This is a genomic window from Bradyrhizobium sp. HKCCYLRH2015, assembly GCF_051168215.1.
In the GTDB taxonomy this organism is placed as follows: Bacteria; Pseudomonadota; Alphaproteobacteria; order Rhizobiales; family Xanthobacteraceae; genus Bradyrhizobium.
In genome coordinates this window covers 89,393-107,083 of sequence record NZ_JBNPUO010000004.1, presented here as the reverse complement: position 1 = coordinate 107,083, position 17,691 = coordinate 89,393, and the positions used below count along the sequence as shown (strand labels likewise).

Annotated in this window: 19 protein-coding genes; 13 read left to right on the top strand and 6 right to left on the bottom strand. The window is 67.0% G+C overall.

Features of this window, described 5'->3' with window-relative positions:
* The first annotated feature begins 75 nt into the window (after positions 1–75).
* Genes ACQR1H_RS11665 through aat form a run of 4 tightly spaced genes read left to right on the top strand, consistent with a single transcriptional unit; the run spans position 76 to position 3,855 of the window.
* On the top strand, positions 76–1,596 hold the full coding sequence (locus tag ACQR1H_RS11665; RefSeq protein ID WP_434863602.1) for a sensor histidine kinase: 1,521 nt from the start codon (positions 76–78) through the stop codon (positions 1,594–1,596).
* Positions 1,593–2,030: a response regulator gene (locus tag ACQR1H_RS11660; protein ID WP_172109443.1), complete on the top strand. Its 438-nt coding sequence runs from the start codon at positions 1,593–1,595 to the stop codon at positions 2,028–2,030. Before ACQR1H_RS11665 ends, ACQR1H_RS11660 begins: the two co-directional genes overlap by 4 nt.
* Positions 2,027–3,115, top strand: coding sequence for a sensor histidine kinase (locus tag ACQR1H_RS11655; protein WP_315800167.1), 1,089 nt, complete (start codon positions 2,027–2,029; stop codon positions 3,113–3,115). Before ACQR1H_RS11660 ends, ACQR1H_RS11655 begins: the two co-directional genes overlap by 4 nt.
* Before the next feature lie 59 nt (positions 3,116–3,174).
* Positions 3,175–3,855: a leucyl/phenylalanyl-tRNA--protein transferase gene (gene aat / locus ACQR1H_RS11650; protein ID WP_315800168.1), complete on the top strand. Its 681-nt coding sequence runs from the start codon at positions 3,175–3,177 to the stop codon at positions 3,853–3,855.
* Positions 3,856–3,862: 7 nt separating this feature from the next.
* Here the strand turns inward: aat and ACQR1H_RS11645 are convergent, their stop codons facing one another.
* Entirely contained in the window at positions 3,863–4,849 is a 987-nt protein-coding gene (locus ACQR1H_RS11645; protein ID WP_316236584.1) for a DUF2155 domain-containing protein, read from the bottom strand.
* A gap of 212 nt (positions 4,850–5,061) precedes the next feature.
* On the opposite strand from ACQR1H_RS11645, the gene ACQR1H_RS11640 reads away from it, so the two are divergent.
* The 9 genes from ACQR1H_RS11640 to ACQR1H_RS11600 all read left to right on the top strand — a co-directional run bounded on the left by ACQR1H_RS11640 (position 5,062) and on the right by ACQR1H_RS11600 (position 13,243).
* Positions 5,062–5,835, top strand: a complete 774-nt coding sequence (locus tag ACQR1H_RS11640) for an SDR family NAD(P)-dependent oxidoreductase (RefSeq protein WP_434863601.1) — start codon at positions 5,062–5,064, stop codon at positions 5,833–5,835.
* Positions 5,836–5,880: 45 nt separating this feature from the next.
* Positions 5,881–6,843, top strand: coding sequence for an alpha/beta hydrolase (locus ACQR1H_RS11635; RefSeq protein WP_315800171.1), 963 nt, complete (start codon positions 5,881–5,883; stop codon positions 6,841–6,843).
* A 182-nt stretch (positions 6,844–7,025) separates the two neighbouring features.
* Positions 7,026–7,382 (top strand): cupin domain-containing protein, encoded by a 357-nt coding sequence (locus ACQR1H_RS11630; RefSeq protein ID WP_315800172.1) that lies wholly within the window; start codon positions 7,026–7,028, stop codon positions 7,380–7,382.
* Positions 7,383–7,454: 72 nt separating this feature from the next.
* The gene (locus tag ACQR1H_RS11625; protein WP_434863600.1) at positions 7,455–7,790 is read left to right on the top strand and encodes a hypothetical protein; all 336 of its coding nucleotides are present in this window, start codon (positions 7,455–7,457) and stop codon (positions 7,788–7,790) included.
* Between the two features lie 191 nt (positions 7,791–7,981).
* Positions 7,982–9,148, top strand: a complete 1,167-nt coding sequence (locus ACQR1H_RS11620; RefSeq protein WP_315800174.1) for an amino acid aminotransferase — start codon at positions 7,982–7,984, stop codon at positions 9,146–9,148.
* Positions 9,149–9,173: 25 nt separating this feature from the next.
* Positions 9,174–9,788: a YitT family protein gene (locus ACQR1H_RS11615; protein ID WP_434863599.1), complete on the top strand. Its 615-nt coding sequence runs from the start codon at positions 9,174–9,176 to the stop codon at positions 9,786–9,788.
* Positions 9,789–10,049: 261 nt separating this feature from the next.
* Complete coding sequence (locus ACQR1H_RS11610) at positions 10,050–11,114, top strand: ketopantoate reductase family protein (RefSeq protein WP_315800176.1); 1,065 nt, start codon at positions 10,050–10,052, stop codon at positions 11,112–11,114.
* A gap of 102 nt (positions 11,115–11,216) precedes the next feature.
* Positions 11,217–12,230 (top strand): Na+-dependent transporter, encoded by a 1,014-nt coding sequence (locus ACQR1H_RS11605; RefSeq protein ID WP_434907695.1) that lies wholly within the window; start codon positions 11,217–11,219, stop codon positions 12,228–12,230.
* Positions 12,231–12,361: 131 nt separating this feature from the next.
* Positions 12,362–13,243, top strand: coding sequence for a transporter substrate-binding domain-containing protein (locus ACQR1H_RS11600; RefSeq protein WP_009030182.1), 882 nt, complete (start codon positions 12,362–12,364; stop codon positions 13,241–13,243).
* 162 nt (positions 13,244–13,405) lie between these two features.
* On the opposite strand, the gene ACQR1H_RS11595 is transcribed toward ACQR1H_RS11600, so the two are convergent.
* From ACQR1H_RS11595 to ACQR1H_RS11575, 5 genes are all read right to left on the bottom strand, one after another.
* Positions 13,406–14,074: an amino acid ABC transporter permease gene (locus tag ACQR1H_RS11595; protein ID WP_434907575.1), complete on the bottom strand. Its 669-nt coding sequence runs from the start codon at positions 14,072–14,074 to the stop codon at positions 13,406–13,408.
* A 31-nt stretch (positions 14,075–14,105) separates the two neighbouring features.
* Entirely contained in the window at positions 14,106–15,356 is a 1,251-nt protein-coding gene (locus tag ACQR1H_RS11590) for an NAD(P)/FAD-dependent oxidoreductase (RefSeq protein ID WP_434907694.1), read from the bottom strand.
* A 22-nt stretch (positions 15,357–15,378) separates the two neighbouring features.
* Positions 15,379–16,137 (bottom strand): SDR family NAD(P)-dependent oxidoreductase, encoded by a 759-nt coding sequence (locus ACQR1H_RS11585; protein WP_434907574.1) that lies wholly within the window; start codon positions 16,135–16,137, stop codon positions 15,379–15,381.
* 144 nt (positions 16,138–16,281) lie between these two features.
* Complete coding sequence (locus ACQR1H_RS11580; protein ID WP_434907573.1) at positions 16,282–16,572, bottom strand: hypothetical protein; 291 nt, start codon at positions 16,570–16,572, stop codon at positions 16,282–16,284.
* A gap of 110 nt (positions 16,573–16,682) precedes the next feature.
* Complete coding sequence (locus ACQR1H_RS11575; RefSeq protein WP_434907572.1) at positions 16,683–17,624, bottom strand: GlxA family transcriptional regulator; 942 nt, start codon at positions 17,622–17,624, stop codon at positions 16,683–16,685.
* Between the last annotated feature and the right edge of the window lie 67 nt (positions 17,625–17,691).

The following is a 17,691-nucleotide window of genomic DNA, read 5'->3' as shown; positions in this document are numbered from 1 at the left end:
GGCCGCAGCCGCGTTCTGGTGGGTCGGATCAGTTCCGCCAGGGGGCAGTGATTTTCAACGACGTGCGAGTATGCGGTGGCGCCTGAGGTGAGACGAAGGCGCACGCTGGGACAGGTCCTGCTGCTGTCAGCGGGCTTCCTCGTGCTTGTCGCGGTCAGCACGGCGTCGGTTCTGCTGGTCAACAAGGCCCGCAGCGACAGCGCCTGGGTGGTGCACACCGTCGAGGCCGAGAACCAGATCAACGCCCTGCTGCTCGAGGTGCGGCGCGCCGAGAGCGCGGCGCGGGCCTACCTTCTCACCCAGGGACAGGAGTTCCTCAACGACCACGAGGCGGCCGTCGCGGCGATCGGGCCGGTGCTCGAGAAGCTCCATGGGCTGGTCGCGGACAACCCCGCCCAGGTTGAAAATCTCGCCACGCTGCGCAGCGTGATCGAGACCCGGCTGTCGCAATTCGACCGCGAAAAGCTGCTGGTCGCGCGCGGCGACCTCGCCGCCGCGATCGCCCTGGTCCGCGACGCGGGCTCGACCAGCAGCAGCAAGACCATGCGCGACACCGCCGAGGCGATGCGTCTCGAGGAGGAGCGGCTGCTGGCGCTGCGGACCGCCAATGCCGATGCCAGCCAGCAGCTCGCCGCCATCGTCACCATCACCGGCTCGGCGCTGGTCGTCGTGCTCGCCATCATCTCGGTGCTGCTGGTGCGCCGCTCGACCCGCGCGCGCGACGATGCCGAGGCACAGCTGCGCGAGAGCAATCTCAATCTGGAAGCCACCGTCGACGAGCGCACCGCCGATCTGCGCGAGGCCAATGAGGAGATCCAGCGCTTCGCCTATATCGTGAGCCACGACCTGCGCTCGCCGCTGGTCAACATCATGGGCTTCACCAGCGAGCTCGACGAACTGCGCAACGATATCTTCCGGCGCATCGCGACGCTGGCGCGGGCGGCCTCCGACGCGCCGCCGCCGGCGGAAGGCACCGAGCCCGAGCTCGAAGGCGCCGACCAGCAGCTGTCGGAGGATTTCACCGAGGCGCTCGGCTTCATCAAATCCTCGATCGCCAAGATGGACCGGCTGATCTCGGCCATCCTCAACCTGACCCGCGAGGGCCGCCGCGAGTTCGTGCCGGTGCGGGTCGATACGCGCGAGCTGATCGAGGGCATCGTCTCGACCCTGGCGCATCAGGCGGCCGAAACCGACACCACCATCCGCGTGGAACCGCTGCCGGCCATCGTCAGCGACCGCCTGGCGCTGGAGCAGATCTTCTCCAACCTGATCGACAACGCCATCAAATATCTCAAGCCGGGCGTTCCCGGCGACATCGCCATTCGCGCCCGCACCAAGCTCGGTTTCGCCATCTTCGAGATCACGGACAACGGCCGGGGGATTGATCCCCGGGATCATCAACGTATCTTTGATCTGTTCCGCCGCGCCGGGACCCAGGACCGTCCGGGTCAGGGGATTGGATTGGCGCATGTCCGCGCGCTGGTGCGCCGGCTCGGCGGAACCATGTCGGTCGCGTCGGAGCTCGACCAGGGCAGCACGTTCACCGTCACGCTCCCGATCAACTGGAACGCCTCAAACCGGAATTCAGACCGATGACCATGCCCGTGACGATCATCATGATCGAGGACGACGAAGGCCACGCCCGCCTGATCGAGCGCAACATCCGCCGGTCCGGCGTCAACAACGAGATCAAGCCGTTCACCAATGGTACAGATGCCGTGAAGTATCTGCTGGGTGCTGACGGCACCGGCCTCGATCACAAGGGGCACGCATTGCTGATCCTGCTCGACCTGAACCTGCCGGACATGACCGGCATCGACATCCTGAAGATGGTCAAGCAGAACAGCTTCCTGAAGAGCGCGCCCGTGGTCATCCTCACCACGACCGACGACTCGCAGGAGATCAAGCGGTGCTACGAACTCGGCTGCAACGTCTACATCACCAAGCCGGTCAACTACGAAAGCTTCGCCAACGCCATTCGCCAACTCGGCCTGTTCTTCTCCGTCATCCAGGTTCCGCCCGCCGCATGAGCTCCGCCGCCCCCACGCTGCTCTACATTGACGACGACGCGGCGCTGGCGCGGCTGGTGGAGCGCGGGCTCAAGCGCCTGGGCTTCACGGTGGAACACGCGAGCGACGGCAGCGCGGGCTTGCAGCGGCTGGAGCGCGGCGGCATCGACGTCGTGGCGCTCGACCAGTACATGCCAGGCTTCGACGGGCTCGAGACGCTGGAGCGCATCATGGCGCTGCCCGAACCACCGCCGGTGGTGTTCGTCACCGCCTCACAGGATTCCAAGATCGCGGTCACGGCCCTGAAGGCGGGCGCGGCCGACTACCTCGTCAAGGACGTGCAGGGCGAGTTCATCCCGCTGCTGCAGGTCGCAGCCGAAGGCGCGGTGCGGCAGGCACGGCTGCAGAAGGCGCGCGACGAGGCCGAGGCCGAGGTGCGGGCGTCACGCGACCGCTACGCGGCGCTGGCCGCCGAGCGCGAGGTCCTGCTGCGCGAGGTCAATCACCGCGTCGGCAATTCGCTCCAGATCATCGCCTCGCTGCTGCATCTTCAGGCCAACTCCAGCAATCAGGACGACGTCAAGGCGGCGCTGACCAACGCCATGGGCCGCGTCGCCGCCGTGGCACAGGTGCATCGCCGCCTCTACACGTCCCAGGACCTCAAGAGCGTGCTGCTCAACCAGTACCTGGATTCGCTGCTCGACGACCTCCGCCGCTCGGCCGAGGGCAACCGGATGTCGCGGCTGACCCTGAAGGCGGAGCCGGTCGAGATCGACCCGGATCGCGCGGTCGCGATCGGCATCGTCGTCAACGAGCTGGTCATGAACGCGGTCAAATACGCCTATCCCGACGGCCCTGGCCCGATCCATGTCGAGCTGAAGCTCGCGGGTGAGGACATCATGCTGTCGATCGCCGACAACGGGGTCGGCCTCAACGCGACCAGCGACCCGCGCTCGACCGGCATGGGCCAGCGCATCGTCAGCGCCATGGCGACCAAGCTCGATGCCAGCGTCGGCCCGGACCCGAACCATGCCGGCACCAAGATCGTCGTCCGATTCCGCTTCGAAAAGCATGCTCCCAAGCCCGCTTCTGCCGCGGTCGGTTGAGCTGGCGCGGACGGAACGCGACCATCGCGCGGCCGACGTCGGCCTGCTATGCTGATCTCATGAATACGCGCGACTCCGCAGCGTCAGAGATCACGCCCGAGGTCCTGCTGCGTGCCTATGCCTGCGGCATCTTCCCGATGGCCGAAAGCGCCGACGACCCGACCTTGTTCTGGGTCGAGCCGGAGCTGCGCGGCGTCATTCCGCTCGACGGCTTTCGCGTCGCCTCGCGCCTGGCGCGCACGGTCCGGTCGGATGCCTTCACCGTGACCGTGAACCAGGCCTTCAAGGCGGTGATGGATGGCTGCGCCGCGCCGCAGCCCGGCCGCGAGGACACCTGGATCAACAAGCGCATCCGCGAGCTCTATAGCGGCCTCCACGCGCTCGGCCATTGCCACAGCGTCGAATGCTGGCAGGATGGCGAGCTGGTCGGCGGCCTCTACGGCGTCAGCCTGGGCCGCGCCTTCTTCGGCGAGAGCATGTTTCACCGCACCCGCGACGCCTCGAAGGTCGCGCTGGTGCATCTCGTCGCGCGGCTGATCGCCGGCGGCTTCGAGCTGCTCGACACCCAATACGTCACCGAGCACCTCAAGACCTTCGGCGCCCTCGAGATCCCGCGCCGGCGCTACACCGTGCTGCTCGAAAAGGCCCTGAGGGGGCCGGCCGCCAATTTCGCCAGGCTGGCGGTTGATCGGCCGATCTCAGGCGCCGAGGCACTCGCGATCATCGCCGCGCGCGGCTGAGCGCCGGTTATCTGAACACTCCGCCGAACGGTCCGCCCGCCTGGGGCGGCGGCGGTGGTGGCGGCACCTGCTGGGTCTGATACTGCTGCGGCGGCGGTGGCGACCTGGGCGCCGCCTGCCGCTGCTGCGGCGGACGCTTTTGCGCAGGCTGCGGCGCCGCGGCCGGCTTCTGATCCGGCGCGGCGCTGACGACCGTGGTCTGCGGCTCTTTGCAGTCGACCAGCCAGATGTCGTAGATCGGGTGCTCGACGCCGTGCAGGCCGGGGCTGGCCGCGAACATCCAGCCCGAGAAGATGCGCTTCACCTCGCCCTGCAAGGTGATCTCGTCGACCTCCACGAACGCGTCGGTGTTGGCGGCCTCGGTGGCCGGCCGCGTGTAGCAGGCATCGGTTTTCACCCGCAGGGCGCCGAACTGCACGGTCTCGCCGATTTCCTCGTCGAAATTGATGATGCGGCCGGTGATCTTGTCGAGCCCGGAGAAGCTCGCCTTCTTGTTGACGATCTTCTGCGCCGGCGGTTCGGTCACGACCTCGTCGCCCGGCTGGATGGTGGCCGGGGTTTGCGGTACCGCGCCGTTCGGCGGGATCGCCGCATTCTGGGGTACGCCGCGTGGCGGCGCCTGCCGCTGACCGGGCGCAGCCCCCGGCTGGCCGGGCGGCGGCACGGCCGCGACCGGAGGATTGTTCTGTGGCAGGATCGTCGTTCCCGGCGGCGGCGCCAGCGGCTGGGATTGGACCGGACCCGGCAGGGCGGCGCCCTGCCCTGGCGGCGGCCGGGTCGGCGCCGGCAGCACCCGGCCCTGCGGCAGCTCGGGGATCTCCTCCTCTTCCTCGGGAGGCGGAATCGGCTCGCCACGGCGCGGAATGTTGCCCGGCGGGCGCGGAACCGGATCGGAGAAAATGGTACCGATCTGCGCGCGCGCCGGCACGGACAGCGTGAGGGATGTGGCGGCCAGCAATGCCGCGATACCGGTCAGGACGATTGTTCGGTGCATCTCGCGCGGCTTTATCAGGCGAATCGGGGTTCGGGACAATCAAATCGCGTCATGACCCATCCGCCGCTCTCGATCAGCCCTCCCGTTAACATGCCGAATACGGCGGGGAAAGGGCGAGCTGCCAGCACGCCGCGTGCTGGTCAGCCGGTTCATCCAATGAGATAGTCGTGATCAAGAGCCGGACGGAACCGGCGTCAAAGGGAAGGAAACCGATGTCTGATTCGATCCGTCTCGACTGCCGGGTGGCCGTCGTTACCGGCGCGGCCGGCGTCATCGGCGCCGCGACCATGCGGCTGCTGGCCGCGCGGGGCGCCCGCATCGTCGCCGTCGACCGGCGCGAGGCCGATCTCGCCGCCGCGACGGCCGGCCTGCCCGCAAGCGCCGAGACCTTCGCCGTGGCCGCCGACGTCACCGACGAGGACCAGGTCGCGGCCTATGTCCGACAGGCCTGCAATCGGTTCGGCACCATCGACGTGTTCTTCAACAATGCCGGCATCGAAGGCGAGATCAAGCCGATCACGGCGTATCCGCTGGAGGCGTTCCGCCGCGTGCTCGACGTCAACGTGATCGGGGTCTTTCTCGGCCTCAAGCACGTGCTGCCGGTGATGCTGAAGCAGAACCGCGGCTCGATCATCAACACCGCCTCGATCGCCGGCCTGATCGGCTCGCCACAGATCGCGGTCTACAGCGCCAGCAAGCACGCGGTGATCGGCCTGACCAAGAGCGCATCGTGGGAATGCACCGGCACCAATGTGCGCGTGAACTGCATCTGCCCCGGGCTGATCGAGAGCCGCATGCTGAGCGCGATCATCGAAGGGCGCAGCGGCGCACCCGTGCCGGCCGACAAGGTCGTCGACCGCGTCCCCGCGCGCCGGCTCGGCCAGGGCGCGGAGGTCGCCGCGATCGTCGCCTTCCTCGCCTCCGATGATGCGAGCTACGTCTCCGGCGCAGCCTACACCGTCGATGGCGGCCGCACCGCCGCCTGACGTCCCTTCCACTCGACCGTCTTTTCAACCCGACAGGTTTTTGCAATGCCCGTGCAACTCGATGCCGATGCCGCTGCCGTCTACAAGGCATTTCAGGAGGCCGGTCGGCCGGCCTATGAGACGCTGACACCGCAGGAAGCGCGGGACTACTACCTGGCCGCGCGCGTCGTCAGCAATCCCGAGCCGCCCGAGCTTGCGGAGGTCAAGGACCTCGCCATCCCTGCCCCGCATGGCGCAATCCCGGCCCGGCTCTATCGGCCAAAAACGGTGCGGCAGACCAACGGTCTTGCGCCGGGATTGGTGTTCTATCACGGCGGCGGCTGGGTGATCGGCAATCTGGACTCGCACGACGTGGTCTGCCGCGCGCTGGCGCACGAAGGCGAACTGATCGTGATCTCTGTCGATTACCGCCTCGCGCCCGAGCACAAGTTTCCGGCCGCGGTCGACGACGCCGCCGCGGCCATACGATGGATCGCCGACAATGCCGCCGCGCTCGGCATCGATGCAGCCAGGCTCAGCGTCGGCGGCGATTCCGCCGGCGGCAATCTCGCCGCCGTCGTCGCGCTCTCGGCGCGTGACGGCAAGGGCCCGAAGCTCTCAGGCCAGGTGCTGATCTATCCGGCCACCGACTTTTCGATGAGCCATCCCTCGCACAGCGAGCCCGAGACCAGCGTGCTGCTGACGCATTCGGTGATCCGCTGGTTTCGCGACCACTATCTCAACAGTGCCGCCGACATCCATGATTGGCGGGCCTCGCCGGCAAAGGCGGAAACCCTGGTCGGGCTCCCGCCGGCTTATGTGCTCACCGCAGGCGCCGATCCGCTGCGCGACGAAGGCGACGATTACGCGCGGCGCTTGCGCGAGGCCGGCGTGCCGGTGACCTATCGGACGCATCCCGGCCAGTTCCACGGCTTCTTCACCATGGGCAAGCTGCTCGACCAGGCCAATGTCGCGGCGCGCGACATCGGCGTCTGGCTGAAACAGCTCGATCGGCCCGGCGGCATCTGAGCCGTTACCGCGCTGAGCTCAGAACACAACGACCCGCGAGTTCGCGGGTCGCGCTCACATGCGGTCGAAGTCGTCTCGTGTGAGATCGGCTTGCTCGCGCTCGAGCAACAGCTACATCCCGTGCAAACCAGCCGGGACGACTGGACAGCCACATCTCATTCCTCGCAGCAGGAGACTCGCGCATGAAGACCGTGAACCTCGCCGACAAGCTGAGCCAATTCTCAGGCCATTGGGACCCGCACGTGGTCGCGGACTACAACGACAATGACGTGATGGTCGTGAAGTTCATGGGAGAATTCCCGTTCCACAAGCATGACACGACGGATGACTTCTTCCTCGTCCTGGAAGGCGAGATGGAAATGGATATCGAAGGTCAGCCCTCGCGAACGGTGAAGGCCGGCGAGTTGTTCGTTGTTCCCAGAGGCGTCGTCCATCGGCCGCGCGCGGCCAAAGAGGTCAAGGTGCTCCTGATCGAACCCAAGGGCGAACCGAACTCAGGCGACTCCGACCGGGTGCCCGCGCCCAAGCCGCGCATCTGACTCGCCGAAAGACGTCAGAGCTTCGGGACTCCGCGAGTTTGAGATATCATTCGGAGCGGACAGGTGAGCAGGATGAACATGGAGCCAACTCTGGAGATTGCGCTGGCTTGGTTCAAGCCCGAGGAGTGGGATGATATCAGGCGTATCTGCCCAGATCTGCACGATACCTACGAAGAATGGCTGACCAGCGTTCAGGAGGTCATCGACACGATCGGCGATCGTCCAGACCAGCGTGTCGTGAAGGTGATCCTGACCGCCGCCGAGCTTCGGACATGGCAGCGTGCGGCCGGACGCAAAGTCGATGGCAGGGTTCGCTCCCAGCTTGCCGCCAAGCGCGCGAGCAGGATCCGCAACGAGTCCCCACAGCCGTCCCCCGAGCCTCGTTCTGGCTCAGACGGCAGTCGCTGACGCTTGTCGCTCAGTACGCTCAGGCAGGCCAGGGCCAGTTCTGAGGGCGCAACGGCCGCCCATGCAGCTGACGAAGCGGAGCATCGCCGAAATGTCCGCTGTTTTTGCGCTGCAACCAAGATAGTGTCCCGTCGCCCGCAAGAACGGCCCATGGCCGTCTGGCGAGACCATCCTCCAATAGGATCGCCCCGATGTTCGACCGCTTGACCCACCAACCCGATGACCCCCTGCTCGCTCTGATCGGCATCTTCAAGGCTGATCCGAGAGCGGACAAGGTCGATCTGGGCGTCGGCGTGTATCGTGACGAGGCCGGCCATTCGCCGATCTTCCGCGCTGTGAAAGCTGCCGAGCGTATCATCTGGGAGAGCCAGGACAGCAAGAGCTATGTGGCGCCGGAAGGCGACCAGGCATTCCTCGACCTGCTGTGGTCGATGGTCGGCGGCACGGCCTTGCCGGTCCACGCCGCCGGCGTGCAGACGCCGGGCGGCTCCGGCGCCTTGCGCCTCGCAGCCGATCTGGTTCGCCAGGCCGGCACCGGCAAGATCTGGCTCGGCCTGCCGAGCTGGCCCAACCATGCCGGCATCTTCGCCGCGGCCGGGCTCGAGATCGAGACCTATCCCTACTTCGACGTGCCCTCGCAGACGCTGCAGCTCGACCGCATGCTGGAGGCACTGCAGCGCGCCGCGCCCGGCGACGCCGTCCTGATCCACGCCTCCTGCCACAATCCCACCGGTGCCCCGCTGCGCGCGGAGGATTGGGCGCGCATCACCGCCGTGATCGCCGCGCGCGGGCTCGTGCCGCTGATCGATTCCGCCTACCAGGGATTCGGCGCCGGGCTCGAAGGTGACGCCGCCGGCCTGCGGACGATGATCGCGGCCGTCCCCGAGGCGCTCGTGGCCGTGTCGTGCTCGAAGTCCTTCGGGCTCTATCGTGAGCGCACCGGCGCGCTCTATGCCGTCGCGACGTCGCAGGCAGCCGCCGACACCGCGCGCTCCAATCTCGTCGCGATCGCGCGCACCAGCTACTCGATGCCGCCGGACCATGGTTCGGCGATCGTGAAGACCATTCTCGACAGCTCCGATCTGCGACGCGACTGGAGCGAGGAGCTCGAGTCGATGCGGCTCCGCCTGGCGAGCCTGCGGCGCGGCTTTGCCGAGGCGCTCGGCGGGCGCTGGTCCAACACGATCGCGATCGGCGTCCAGGAAGGCATGTTCTCGCTGCTGCCGGTGACGCCGGCCGAGGTCATGGCTTTGCGCGAAAAGCACGGCGTGTACATGCCGACCTCGGGCCGCATCAACATCGCAGGCCTGAAGCTCGCCGACGTCGCGCGCGTCGCCGGCCTGTTCAAGTCGCTTTGAGCCATCGCCTGCAAGGACCAAGGCCGTGACCGAGATCGTCGCTCAGGAGCGGCACAAGCTCTACGAGGACGCGATGGCGCTGACGCTGGGCACGCTGTTCGTGTCGCTCGGCATGCTCATCTACAGCAAGACGGTACTGCTGGTCGGCAGCACCGCCGGCCTGTCGCTGCTGTTGAGCTACGTCAGCGGCTATGGCTTCGGCGTCAGCTTCTTCCTGATCAATCTGCCGTTCTATGCGTTGGCCGTCCGGCGCATGGGCTGGCCATTCACGATCCGGACCTTCGTCGCGGTCGGGCTCGTCGCGCTGTTCTCACGGCTGACGACGTCATGGATCGACATCAGCCATATCGATCCGATCTATGCCACGGTGATCGGCGCCGGCCTGACCGGGACCGGCCTGCTGATGCTGTTCCGGCATCGCACCGGGCTCGGCGGGATCAACATCCTGGCGCTGTATCTGCAGGAGCACTGGAAGATCCGCGCCGGCTATTTCCAGCTCGCCGTCGACTTCCTCATCATGATCGCCGCGTTCTTCGTCATCCCGGTCAACCGTCTGGCGCTGTCGATCCTGGGCATCGTGATCGTCAACGTCATCATCGCGATCAACCACAAGCCCGGGCGCTATATGGCGCTGAGCTGAGCCGCCGGATTTCCAAGCGCAAGGTCGATCGCGCCTGGCCGGCTCGGCCGCGACACGCGCCGGGTGCCGCCTGGGTGCGCTGCACCTTGCCAGACGGCGCATTCCATGGGATGAAAGCTCTGGTATGCCAGCAACCGAGGCAATGGGTTACCGCCTCCGTCCGCCCCTGCGGGGCGCCTGACGGACTCTTCGGTCCGGCTGGATCACCAATAAGAAACGCGAACGCGAAATCTCGAACCGATCTCTGGGGACGACCAAGGCATGGCACGCAACATCCTGATTCTCGGGGCCTCCTACGGCTCCCTCCTCGGCACCAAGCTGCTGATGGCCGGTCACAACGTGACGCTGGTCTGCCGCAAGAAAACGGCGGAGCTGATCAACCGCGATGGCACCGAAGTCCGCATCAAGCTGCGCGACGAGCCGACGCACCGCTCGATCTTCTCGCGCGACCTGCCGGGCAAGCTCGACGCCGCCACGCCGGACAGTGTCGACCTGTCGCGCTACGACCTGGTCGGCCTGGCGATGCAGGAGCCGCAATACACCAACCACACCATTCGCGTGCTGATGGTGAAGATCGCCGAGGCCAGGCTGCCGTGCCTCTCGATCATGAACATGCCGCCGCTGCCCTATCTCAAGCGCATCCCGGCGCTCGCCAATGTCGACCTCGACGAGGCCTACACCAATCCCGCGGTCTGGGAACGCTTCACGCCCGGGCTGGTGACGCTGTGCTCGCCGGATCCGCAGGCCTTCCGTCCGCCGGAGGAAGGCGCGAACGTGCTGCATGTCGGCCTGCCGACCAACTTCAAGGCCGCTGCGTTCGAGGACGAAACGCACAACGCGCTGCTGCGCGAGCTCGAGCGCGACATCGACGCGGTCAGGCTCGACGGCCAGGACGTGCCCGTGAAGCTGAAGGTGTTCGACTCGCTGTTCGTGCCGCTGGCGAAGTGGTCGATGCTGCTGACCGGCAACTACCGCTGCATCACCCGCGGCGAGCCGCAGGCGATCCGCGACGCCGTGCACGGCAACCTCGCCCAGTCGAAATCGATCTACGAGCACGTCGACGCCATCGCGCGCAAGCTCGGCGCCGATCCAAGCGACCAGGTGCCGTTCGAGAAATACGCCAAGGCGGCCGAGAGCCTGCTCAAGCCGTCGTCGGCCGCGCGCGCCGTCGCCGCCGGCGCGCCCTTCATCGAGCGCGTCGACCTTCTGGTGAAGCTGATCTCGCAGCAGCTCGGCATGCCCAACCCCGAGATCGATCAGACAGTGCAGACGGTCGACTTCAAGCTCAACGAGAAGATCGTGGTCGGCGGCTCCAGCGCGCAATGACGCGCGGGCGCCGACATCGTCCGTAACCAGATGTGACTTTGCATGAACGCGCGGCCAACGCATGGTTCGCGCGTTCATTGATTCCCATCGTTCGGAATGAAGATGCCGTCCCTCGGGCCTCTCGCTTTTCCTCTGCAGGCCCTGAGCTGGCTCGGCAATCAGGGCACCCGCGCCATCGTCGCGGTGCTGATCGTGGCAATCGCAGTGCCGCCGCTCGGCGAGCTCACGCGCCCCTACGTCACGCATGCGATCTTCCTGCTGCTCTGCATCTCGTTCATGCGCGTCGACGTCGCGATGCTGCGCGCGCATCTGCGCCGGCCTCTGCTGGTGGTGGCCGCGACGGCCTGGACCACGGTCGCCGTGCCGGCACTGGTCGGCACGATCGCGCGCGCCACGGGCGTCGATGCCGCCGCGCCCGACCTCCATCTCGCGCTGATGCTGCAGGCGACGGCTTCGCCGATGATGGCCTCGCCCGCGCTCGCCGCGCTGATGGGGCTGGATGCGACGCTCGTACTCATCACCTTGGTGACCTCGACCGCGCTGGTGCCGCTGACGGCGCCGCTGTTCGCCTATGTGTTTTTGGGCGAGACATTGTCACTGTCTCCGGCCGCGCTCGGGCTGAAGCTCGCCGCCATCCTTGCGGGCGCGCTGGCTACGGCGGCCGCGATCCGCCTTGCCTTCGGCAGCGACGCGATCCGCCGCTACCGCGCGCCGATCGACGGCTTCAACATCCTCATCCTGTTCGTGTTCGCTTCCGCCATCATGGCGCATTTTCTGGCCGACCTGGCGGCGAGCCCGTTCCGCATGCTGGGACTGGCGCTGCTCGCCTTCGCGGTGTTCTTCCTGCTGCTTGGTACCACGATGCTGCTGTTTCGCGGTGCGGGGCGCGAACGCGCGATGGCGCTCGGCATGATGGTGTCGCTGCGCAACATGGGGCTGATGCTCGCGGCGACCGAGGGCGCGATCCCCGGCACGACCTGGCTGTATTTCGCGATGAGCCAGTTCCCGATTCACCTGGCCCCACAATTGTTGCGGCCGGTCGCCGAGCGCCTGCGCCCGAGGCCGCTTCCATCTGGCGGGACCGATCACGGCTTGATCAGTCCTGCATCGGAATGAGGCAGACCAGCAGCGGCATGCGGCCGCTCCGGCATGACGACGGCCGGCCGCTTACTATCAAGGCCGACATGGTTGTTGCTGGCGTGAAAGGCCGGCGCTACGCTCCGCGCCTGTTGGTGCAGGAGGATTATGTGACCCCATCAGACGATCAGACAATTTCCGAAGACCGCCGCGAGGCGCTGCGCTACGCGCTCGCGATCGGCTCCGGTGCCGCGCTCGCGTCCGCCATGACGACGACGCCGGCTTCGGCGCAGGCGGCCGCCGACAACACGCTCGACCGCGTCCGCGCCAACAAGGTGCTGCGCATCGCCGTGCTGCCGGGCGAGCTGCCCTATTTCAACAAGGATCTCGCCTCCGGCACGTGGTCGGGCTTCTCGATCGAGATGGCCAACGACATCGCCAAGCTGCTCGACGTGAAGCTCGAATATGTCGAGTCGACCTACGGCAATTCGGTGCTCGACCTGCAGGCCGGCAAGATCGATCTCGGCTTCGCGCTCAACCCGACGCCGCAGCGCGCGCTGGTGATCGACTTCTGCGGCACGGTGTTTCCGCATCCGTTCGGCGCGATGCTGAAGAAGGGCATGGAGGCCAAGACCTGGGCCGACATCAACAAGCCGGAAGTGAAGATCGCCGTCGACGTCGGCTCGGCCAACGAGGCGGTGGCCCGGCGCTTTGCGCCGAACGCGACCATCAAGTCGCTGAAGTCGCGCGACGAGGTGATGCTGGAGATGGCATCGGGCCGCGTCGACGTCGTCGTCAACGCACTGATCCTCGGCCTCACCGCGATCGCCAAGAACCCCAACCTCGGCACCTACAAGATCCTGCAGTCGCCGTCGGTCGCGATCCCCTCCAGCATGGGCGTGCGCCGCGAGGCCGACAAGCGCTGGCGCGACTTCCTCGCGGTGTGGATCGACTACAATCGCGGCATCGGCCAGATGCGCGAATGGTTCGTCAAGGGCCTCGGGCTGGCCGGCGTCAAGGCCGAGGACGTGCCGGTCGAGGTGAATATCTAAGCGAAGCTGCGCTCTCTCCGCCGTCATTGCGAGGAGCGCAGCGACGAAGCAATCCAGGCCTACGCGTGCCGCCCTGGATTGCTTCCACCGTCGCCCTTCAGGCTATGGCGGACAAGTCGCTACGCTCGCAATGACGGCGAGGATGTTGCTACGCCGAGCCTCTCACGCCTTGTCGTAGCTCATGCCGCGCTCGAACCGGCGGCCCAGCAGGGTGGCCGGAAACAGGATCGCGAAATAGATCAGCGCGATGATGGTGTAGACCTCGAGCGGCCGGTAGGTGTCGGCGTTGATCAAGGTCGCGTTGTAGACGAGATCCGGCACGGCGATCACCGACACCAGCGAGGTGTTCTTCAACTGCGTCACCGACTGGTTGACGTAGGGCGCGAGCATCGGCTTCAAGGCCTGCGGCAGGATCACGAGCCGCATCATCCGCCACGGACGCAGACCGAGCGCGCGCGCCGCATCCCACTGCCCGCGCGGCACGCTCTCGATGCTGCCGCGCACGATCTCGGCATAGAACGCCCCGGCATAGAGCGACAGCACGGTGACCGCGGCGACATGCGCCGGAATGTTGACGCCGATCACGACCGGGAAGGCGTAGTAGAACCAGATGATCTGCACCAGCAGCGGGGTGCAGCGGAACAGCTCGATATAGCCGATCAGCAGCCAGTCGATGACGACCGGGCGGCGCAGCCTGACGATGCCGACGAGGAGCCCGATCACCGAGCCGAGCAGGATGGTGCCGAGCGTGTAGGCCATGGTCCAGCCGAGCCCCACCCAGAACAGATGGCTGTACTTGGCGAGGATGGCGAAATCCCAGGTGTAGTTCATCGCAGCTCCGGCGTGACGCGGTCGCGGCCCCTCACAGATACCGGCTCGGAGCAAAGGCGGAGGCGTCGAACGGCGGCGCCTCGCCCGCGATCATCGCGGCGATCGCCGCGCCCGTGGCCGGCCCCGTGGTGAAGCCGATATGCTGGTTGCCGAATGCAAGCCACAGGCCGGAATGTCGCGGCGCCGGCCCGATCATCGGCAGCGAATCCGGCAAGGTCGGCCGCGCGCCGCGCCAGGGCTGGGCCACGGCCTCGCCGAACTCGACCACGCCGCGCGCCAGCGGCACCACCTGCTCGAGCTGGGCGAAATTCGAGCGTGCATCGCGGTCGGTCAGCTCGACGCCGCTCGTGACCCGCACGCCGTTCTCCATCGGCGTCATCAGGAAGCTGCCCTCGGCGTCGTGGATCGGACGGTGCAGCATGCGCGCTGGATTGGGCGTGAACTCCTGGTGATAGCCGCGCTCGAACGCCATCGGCACCCGGTAGCCCAGCGACCTGAGAATGTCCGGCGACCACGGGCCGAGCGCAACCACGACATGGCGGGCGCGGATCTCGCCGTCGCCGAGCACGATTCGCCAGCCGTCGCCGTCCGACAGCAGGGCCCTGATCTCGGACTGCCGCAGCACACCGCCCGCGCCCTCGAACATCCGCGCATAGGCCTTGGTCACGTTGCCGGGCGAGTCGACCGACGCCGTCTGGCTGTGCAGCAGGCCGACCTTGTAGACCGGCAGCATGTTCGGCTCGAGCGCGGAAATGCCCTGGCGGTCGAGCAGCTCGCTCTCGATGCCGTATTCGGCCAGGAAAGCCTGCTCCGCCTTGGCCGCTCCGACGGCGTCGCTGCGCCAGGCCTTGAGCCAGCCGGTCTCGCGGATGCGCTGCGGCTCGCCCGACCTGACGATCCAGTCGCGATGCAGCTTCAGCGACGCGCCAATCAGGCCATGCAGGGCGGTGGCACGCGGCCTGACGCGGGACTCCACGGCATTGGCGAGGAAGCGCAGCACCCATTCGACGTTACGTAGAGTCCATGCCGGATCCCAGCGCAGGGCTGCACTCCGGTTGCCGATATAGGACGGCAGCGCTGAGAACAGCGAGGGTTTATTGAGCGGCAGGATCGAGCCGGAGGACAGAATGCCGGCATTGCCGTACGATGTCTCCTCGCCCGGCGCCTTGCGGTCGACCAGCACCACCGAAAGCCCGCGCTCCCGAATGGCGTAGGCGGAGGAGACGCCGACGATCCCCGCTCCCAGCACGACCACGTCGGCTGTCTGCTGCACGCTCTCCATCGTCACTCGATCCATCTGCTGCTTACATCAGGGTCAGGCCGCCATCGACCGGCAGCAACGCGCCGGTGACGTGGCCGGCGTCTTTCGCCAGCAGGAAGGTCACGGCCGCGGCGATGTCATCGGGCTCGGCGAGGCGCTGTTGCGGATTGGCCGCCGCCGCCGTCTGCCACGCGGCCGGGTCGAGCGAGCCGAGCCGCCCCGCATCCTTGCGCGTGTAGCCGGGCACGACGATATTCGCCGTGCCGCCGCACGCAGCCAGCTCGATGGCGAGGCATTTCACCAGCGCCTCCAGCGCCGCCTTGGCGGCGGCCGAGGCGGGAAAGGTGCCGCCCGGCACGAAGCGATGCGCGACGAAGCTGGAGATCGCGACGACGCGCGCATCCGCGCTTTGCATGAGGTCGGGGAGTGCGGCGCTGGCGAGCTCATGAAAAGCCGCCGGCATCACGGCGAGCGAGCGGTCGAGCCCGTCGCGCGGCAGATCGCGAAAGCTGCGGCGGTCGGCAAAGCCGGCGGCATGCACCACCGCGTCGATCCGGCCGAACCGCGTTCGGGCCGCAGCCGCCAGCTCGGTGGCAACGCCCTGTCTGGCCAAGTCGCCGCAGTGAAATTCGACTTCGGCACCGGCCTCTCGGCACGCCGCGGCGACGTCCCGCAGACGCGCCAGACCCGCTTCGTTGGCCCCCTGCCCGTGCAGCATCACGGCCTGTCCCGGCGCGGAGAGGCGGCGCGCCACGGCCGCGCCGATGCCGGCTCCGCTGCCGGTGATGATGGTGACACGCATCGTGCCTCGTCTACCCCTCGGTTTCGCGGGGCGGACTATAGGTCTCACACCTGCCGATGCCAACACGCGGACGGACATGCACCGATGTCCGCCGCGCGGGTCTGCGTGTCACAGACGTTCGGAAACGTCTAGCTGATCAGCTGTTCAGCATTTGGCGCCGACACTGCACTTGTTGGTCGACTGGGAAATCGTGCCGCCCTTGCCGCTGCAGGTGGCCGCATAGGCATTCACGCAGGCGACCTTCGCGGATGTGCAGCCCGCATGATCGTTCTTCACGCAGATCGTCTCGCTATAGGTCTCGATCGTGCTGCCGCCTTTCTTGCAGACGCACATTCCGGTGACTTCAGCTTTTGCCGCAAAGGCGCTGTCGACACCGCCGACCGCGGCAGCAGCAAACAAAATCAGGGACAGAAATACGCGCATCGTATCCTCCATGAACAATGGCAATACATTCAGTATGCGCACTCTACGCGCGAGACACAACTTTAAATTGTTTCAATTGCCATCGACGATCGACGCCCGCGCCTCCAATCCACCGACGCAGGTCAAGCGGTGAGGCGTGCCGCGCGCCGCAGGGCCTGCGGCGGCTGGCCGAAGGCGCGAATGAAGGCGCGACGCATCCGCTCAGGATCGCGAAAGCCGGTCGCCTCGGCCACCAGCTCGATCGGCTGATGCGAGGCCTGCACCCGATCGCGCGCCACTTCCAGCCGCAGACGCTCGATCGCCTTCGACGGCGTCGTGCCGGTCTCGGCCACGAAGGCGCGGGTGAAATGCCGCGTGCTCATGCCGGCACGCTCGGCAAGGTCGTCGACCGTCAGCGGCGCATCGAGATGCTCGCGCGCCCAGGTCAGGAGTTCGGCGAAGCGGCCGCTCGGCGCCTTCAGCTCCAGCAGCGAGGAGAACTGCGACTGCCCGCCGCTGCGGCGATGGTACAGCACGAGCTGACGTGCGGTCTTCTGCGCGATCTCCTCGCCGTGATCGTCGGCGACCATGGCGAGTGCGAGATCGATGCCGGCAGTGATCCCAGCCGAGCTCCAGACGTTGCCGTCGCGGACATAGATGCTGTCAGGCTCGAGCTTCACATGGGGGTAGGCGCGCAGGAACTGCCGCGTGCGCTGCCAATGTGTGGTCGCGCGCCGCCCGTCCAGCAGGCCCGCTTCGGCCAGCACGAAGGCGCCGGAACAGATGCTGGCAAGCCGGGTGCCGCGCTGCGCGACCTTGCGAACGAAGTTCAGCGTGCATGTGTTGCGGCTCGCGGCTTCCACACCCTCGCCGCCGGCGATCAGCAGCGTGGTCAGCGCCGACACCGGACCGAATTTGCGCGCCAGCATCTCAGCCCCCGATGACGACCGCACGGGTCCGGGCGTGGCGGCGATGACCCTGATCGATGGCGTGACGCGCGCATAGCGCGCGGCGATCTCGAACACCGAGATCGGCCCGGCGGCGTCGAGCAACTGAAAATCGGGATAAATGAGCACGCCGATCATGGGGATGGCTCCGTGGCCCGCGCTGTCCGGAAACGAGGGAACTTTGGCATATGAGCCATCCAGCGGA

Bases quoted from the DNA above. Each gene is read 5' to 3' on its own strand.
- ACQR1H_RS11605 (WP_434907695.1), top strand. From the start codon at position 11,217: ATGCCGTCCCTCGGGCCTCTCGCTTTTCCTCTGCAGGCCCTGAGCTGG.
- ACQR1H_RS11625 (WP_434863600.1), top strand. From the start codon at position 7,455: ATGAACATGGAGCCAACTCTGGAGATTGCGCTGGCTTGGTTCAAGCCC.
- ACQR1H_RS11630 (WP_315800172.1), top strand. From the start codon at position 7,026: ATGAAGACCGTGAACCTCGCCGACAAGCTGAGCCAATTCTCAGGCCAT.
- aat (WP_315800168.1), top strand. From the start codon at position 3,175: ATGAATACGCGCGACTCCGCAGCGTCAGAGATCACGCCCGAGGTCCTG.
- ACQR1H_RS11590 (WP_434907694.1), bottom strand. From the start codon at position 15,356: ATGGAGAGCGTGCAGCAGACAGCCGACGTGGTCGTGCTGGGAGCGGGG.
- ACQR1H_RS11580 (WP_434907573.1), bottom strand. From the start codon at position 16,572: ATGGAGGATACGATGCGCGTATTTCTGTCCCTGATTTTGTTTGCTGCT.
- ACQR1H_RS11660 (WP_172109443.1), top strand. From the start codon at position 1,593: ATGACCATGCCCGTGACGATCATCATGATCGAGGACGACGAAGGCCAC.
- ACQR1H_RS11585 (WP_434907574.1), bottom strand. From the start codon at position 16,137: ATGCGTGTCACCATCATCACCGGCAGCGGAGCCGGCATCGGCGCGGCC.
- ACQR1H_RS11640 (WP_434863601.1), top strand. From the start codon at position 5,062: ATGTCTGATTCGATCCGTCTCGACTGCCGGGTGGCCGTCGTTACCGGC.
- ACQR1H_RS11620 (WP_315800174.1), top strand. From the start codon at position 7,982: ATGTTCGACCGCTTGACCCACCAACCCGATGACCCCCTGCTCGCTCTG.
- ACQR1H_RS11635 (WP_315800171.1), top strand. From the start codon at position 5,881: ATGCCCGTGCAACTCGATGCCGATGCCGCTGCCGTCTACAAGGCATTT.
- ACQR1H_RS11645 (WP_316236584.1), bottom strand. From the start codon at position 4,849: ATGCACCGAACAATCGTCCTGACCGGTATCGCGGCATTGCTGGCCGCC.
- ACQR1H_RS11575 (WP_434907572.1), bottom strand. From the start codon at position 17,624: ATGATCGGCGTGCTCATTTATCCCGATTTTCAGTTGCTCGACGCCGCC.
- ACQR1H_RS11655 (WP_315800167.1), top strand. From the start codon at position 2,027: ATGAGCTCCGCCGCCCCCACGCTGCTCTACATTGACGACGACGCGGCG.
- ACQR1H_RS11595 (WP_434907575.1), bottom strand. From the start codon at position 14,074: ATGAACTACACCTGGGATTTCGCCATCCTCGCCAAGTACAGCCATCTG.
- ACQR1H_RS11610 (WP_315800176.1), top strand. From the start codon at position 10,050: ATGGCACGCAACATCCTGATTCTCGGGGCCTCCTACGGCTCCCTCCTC.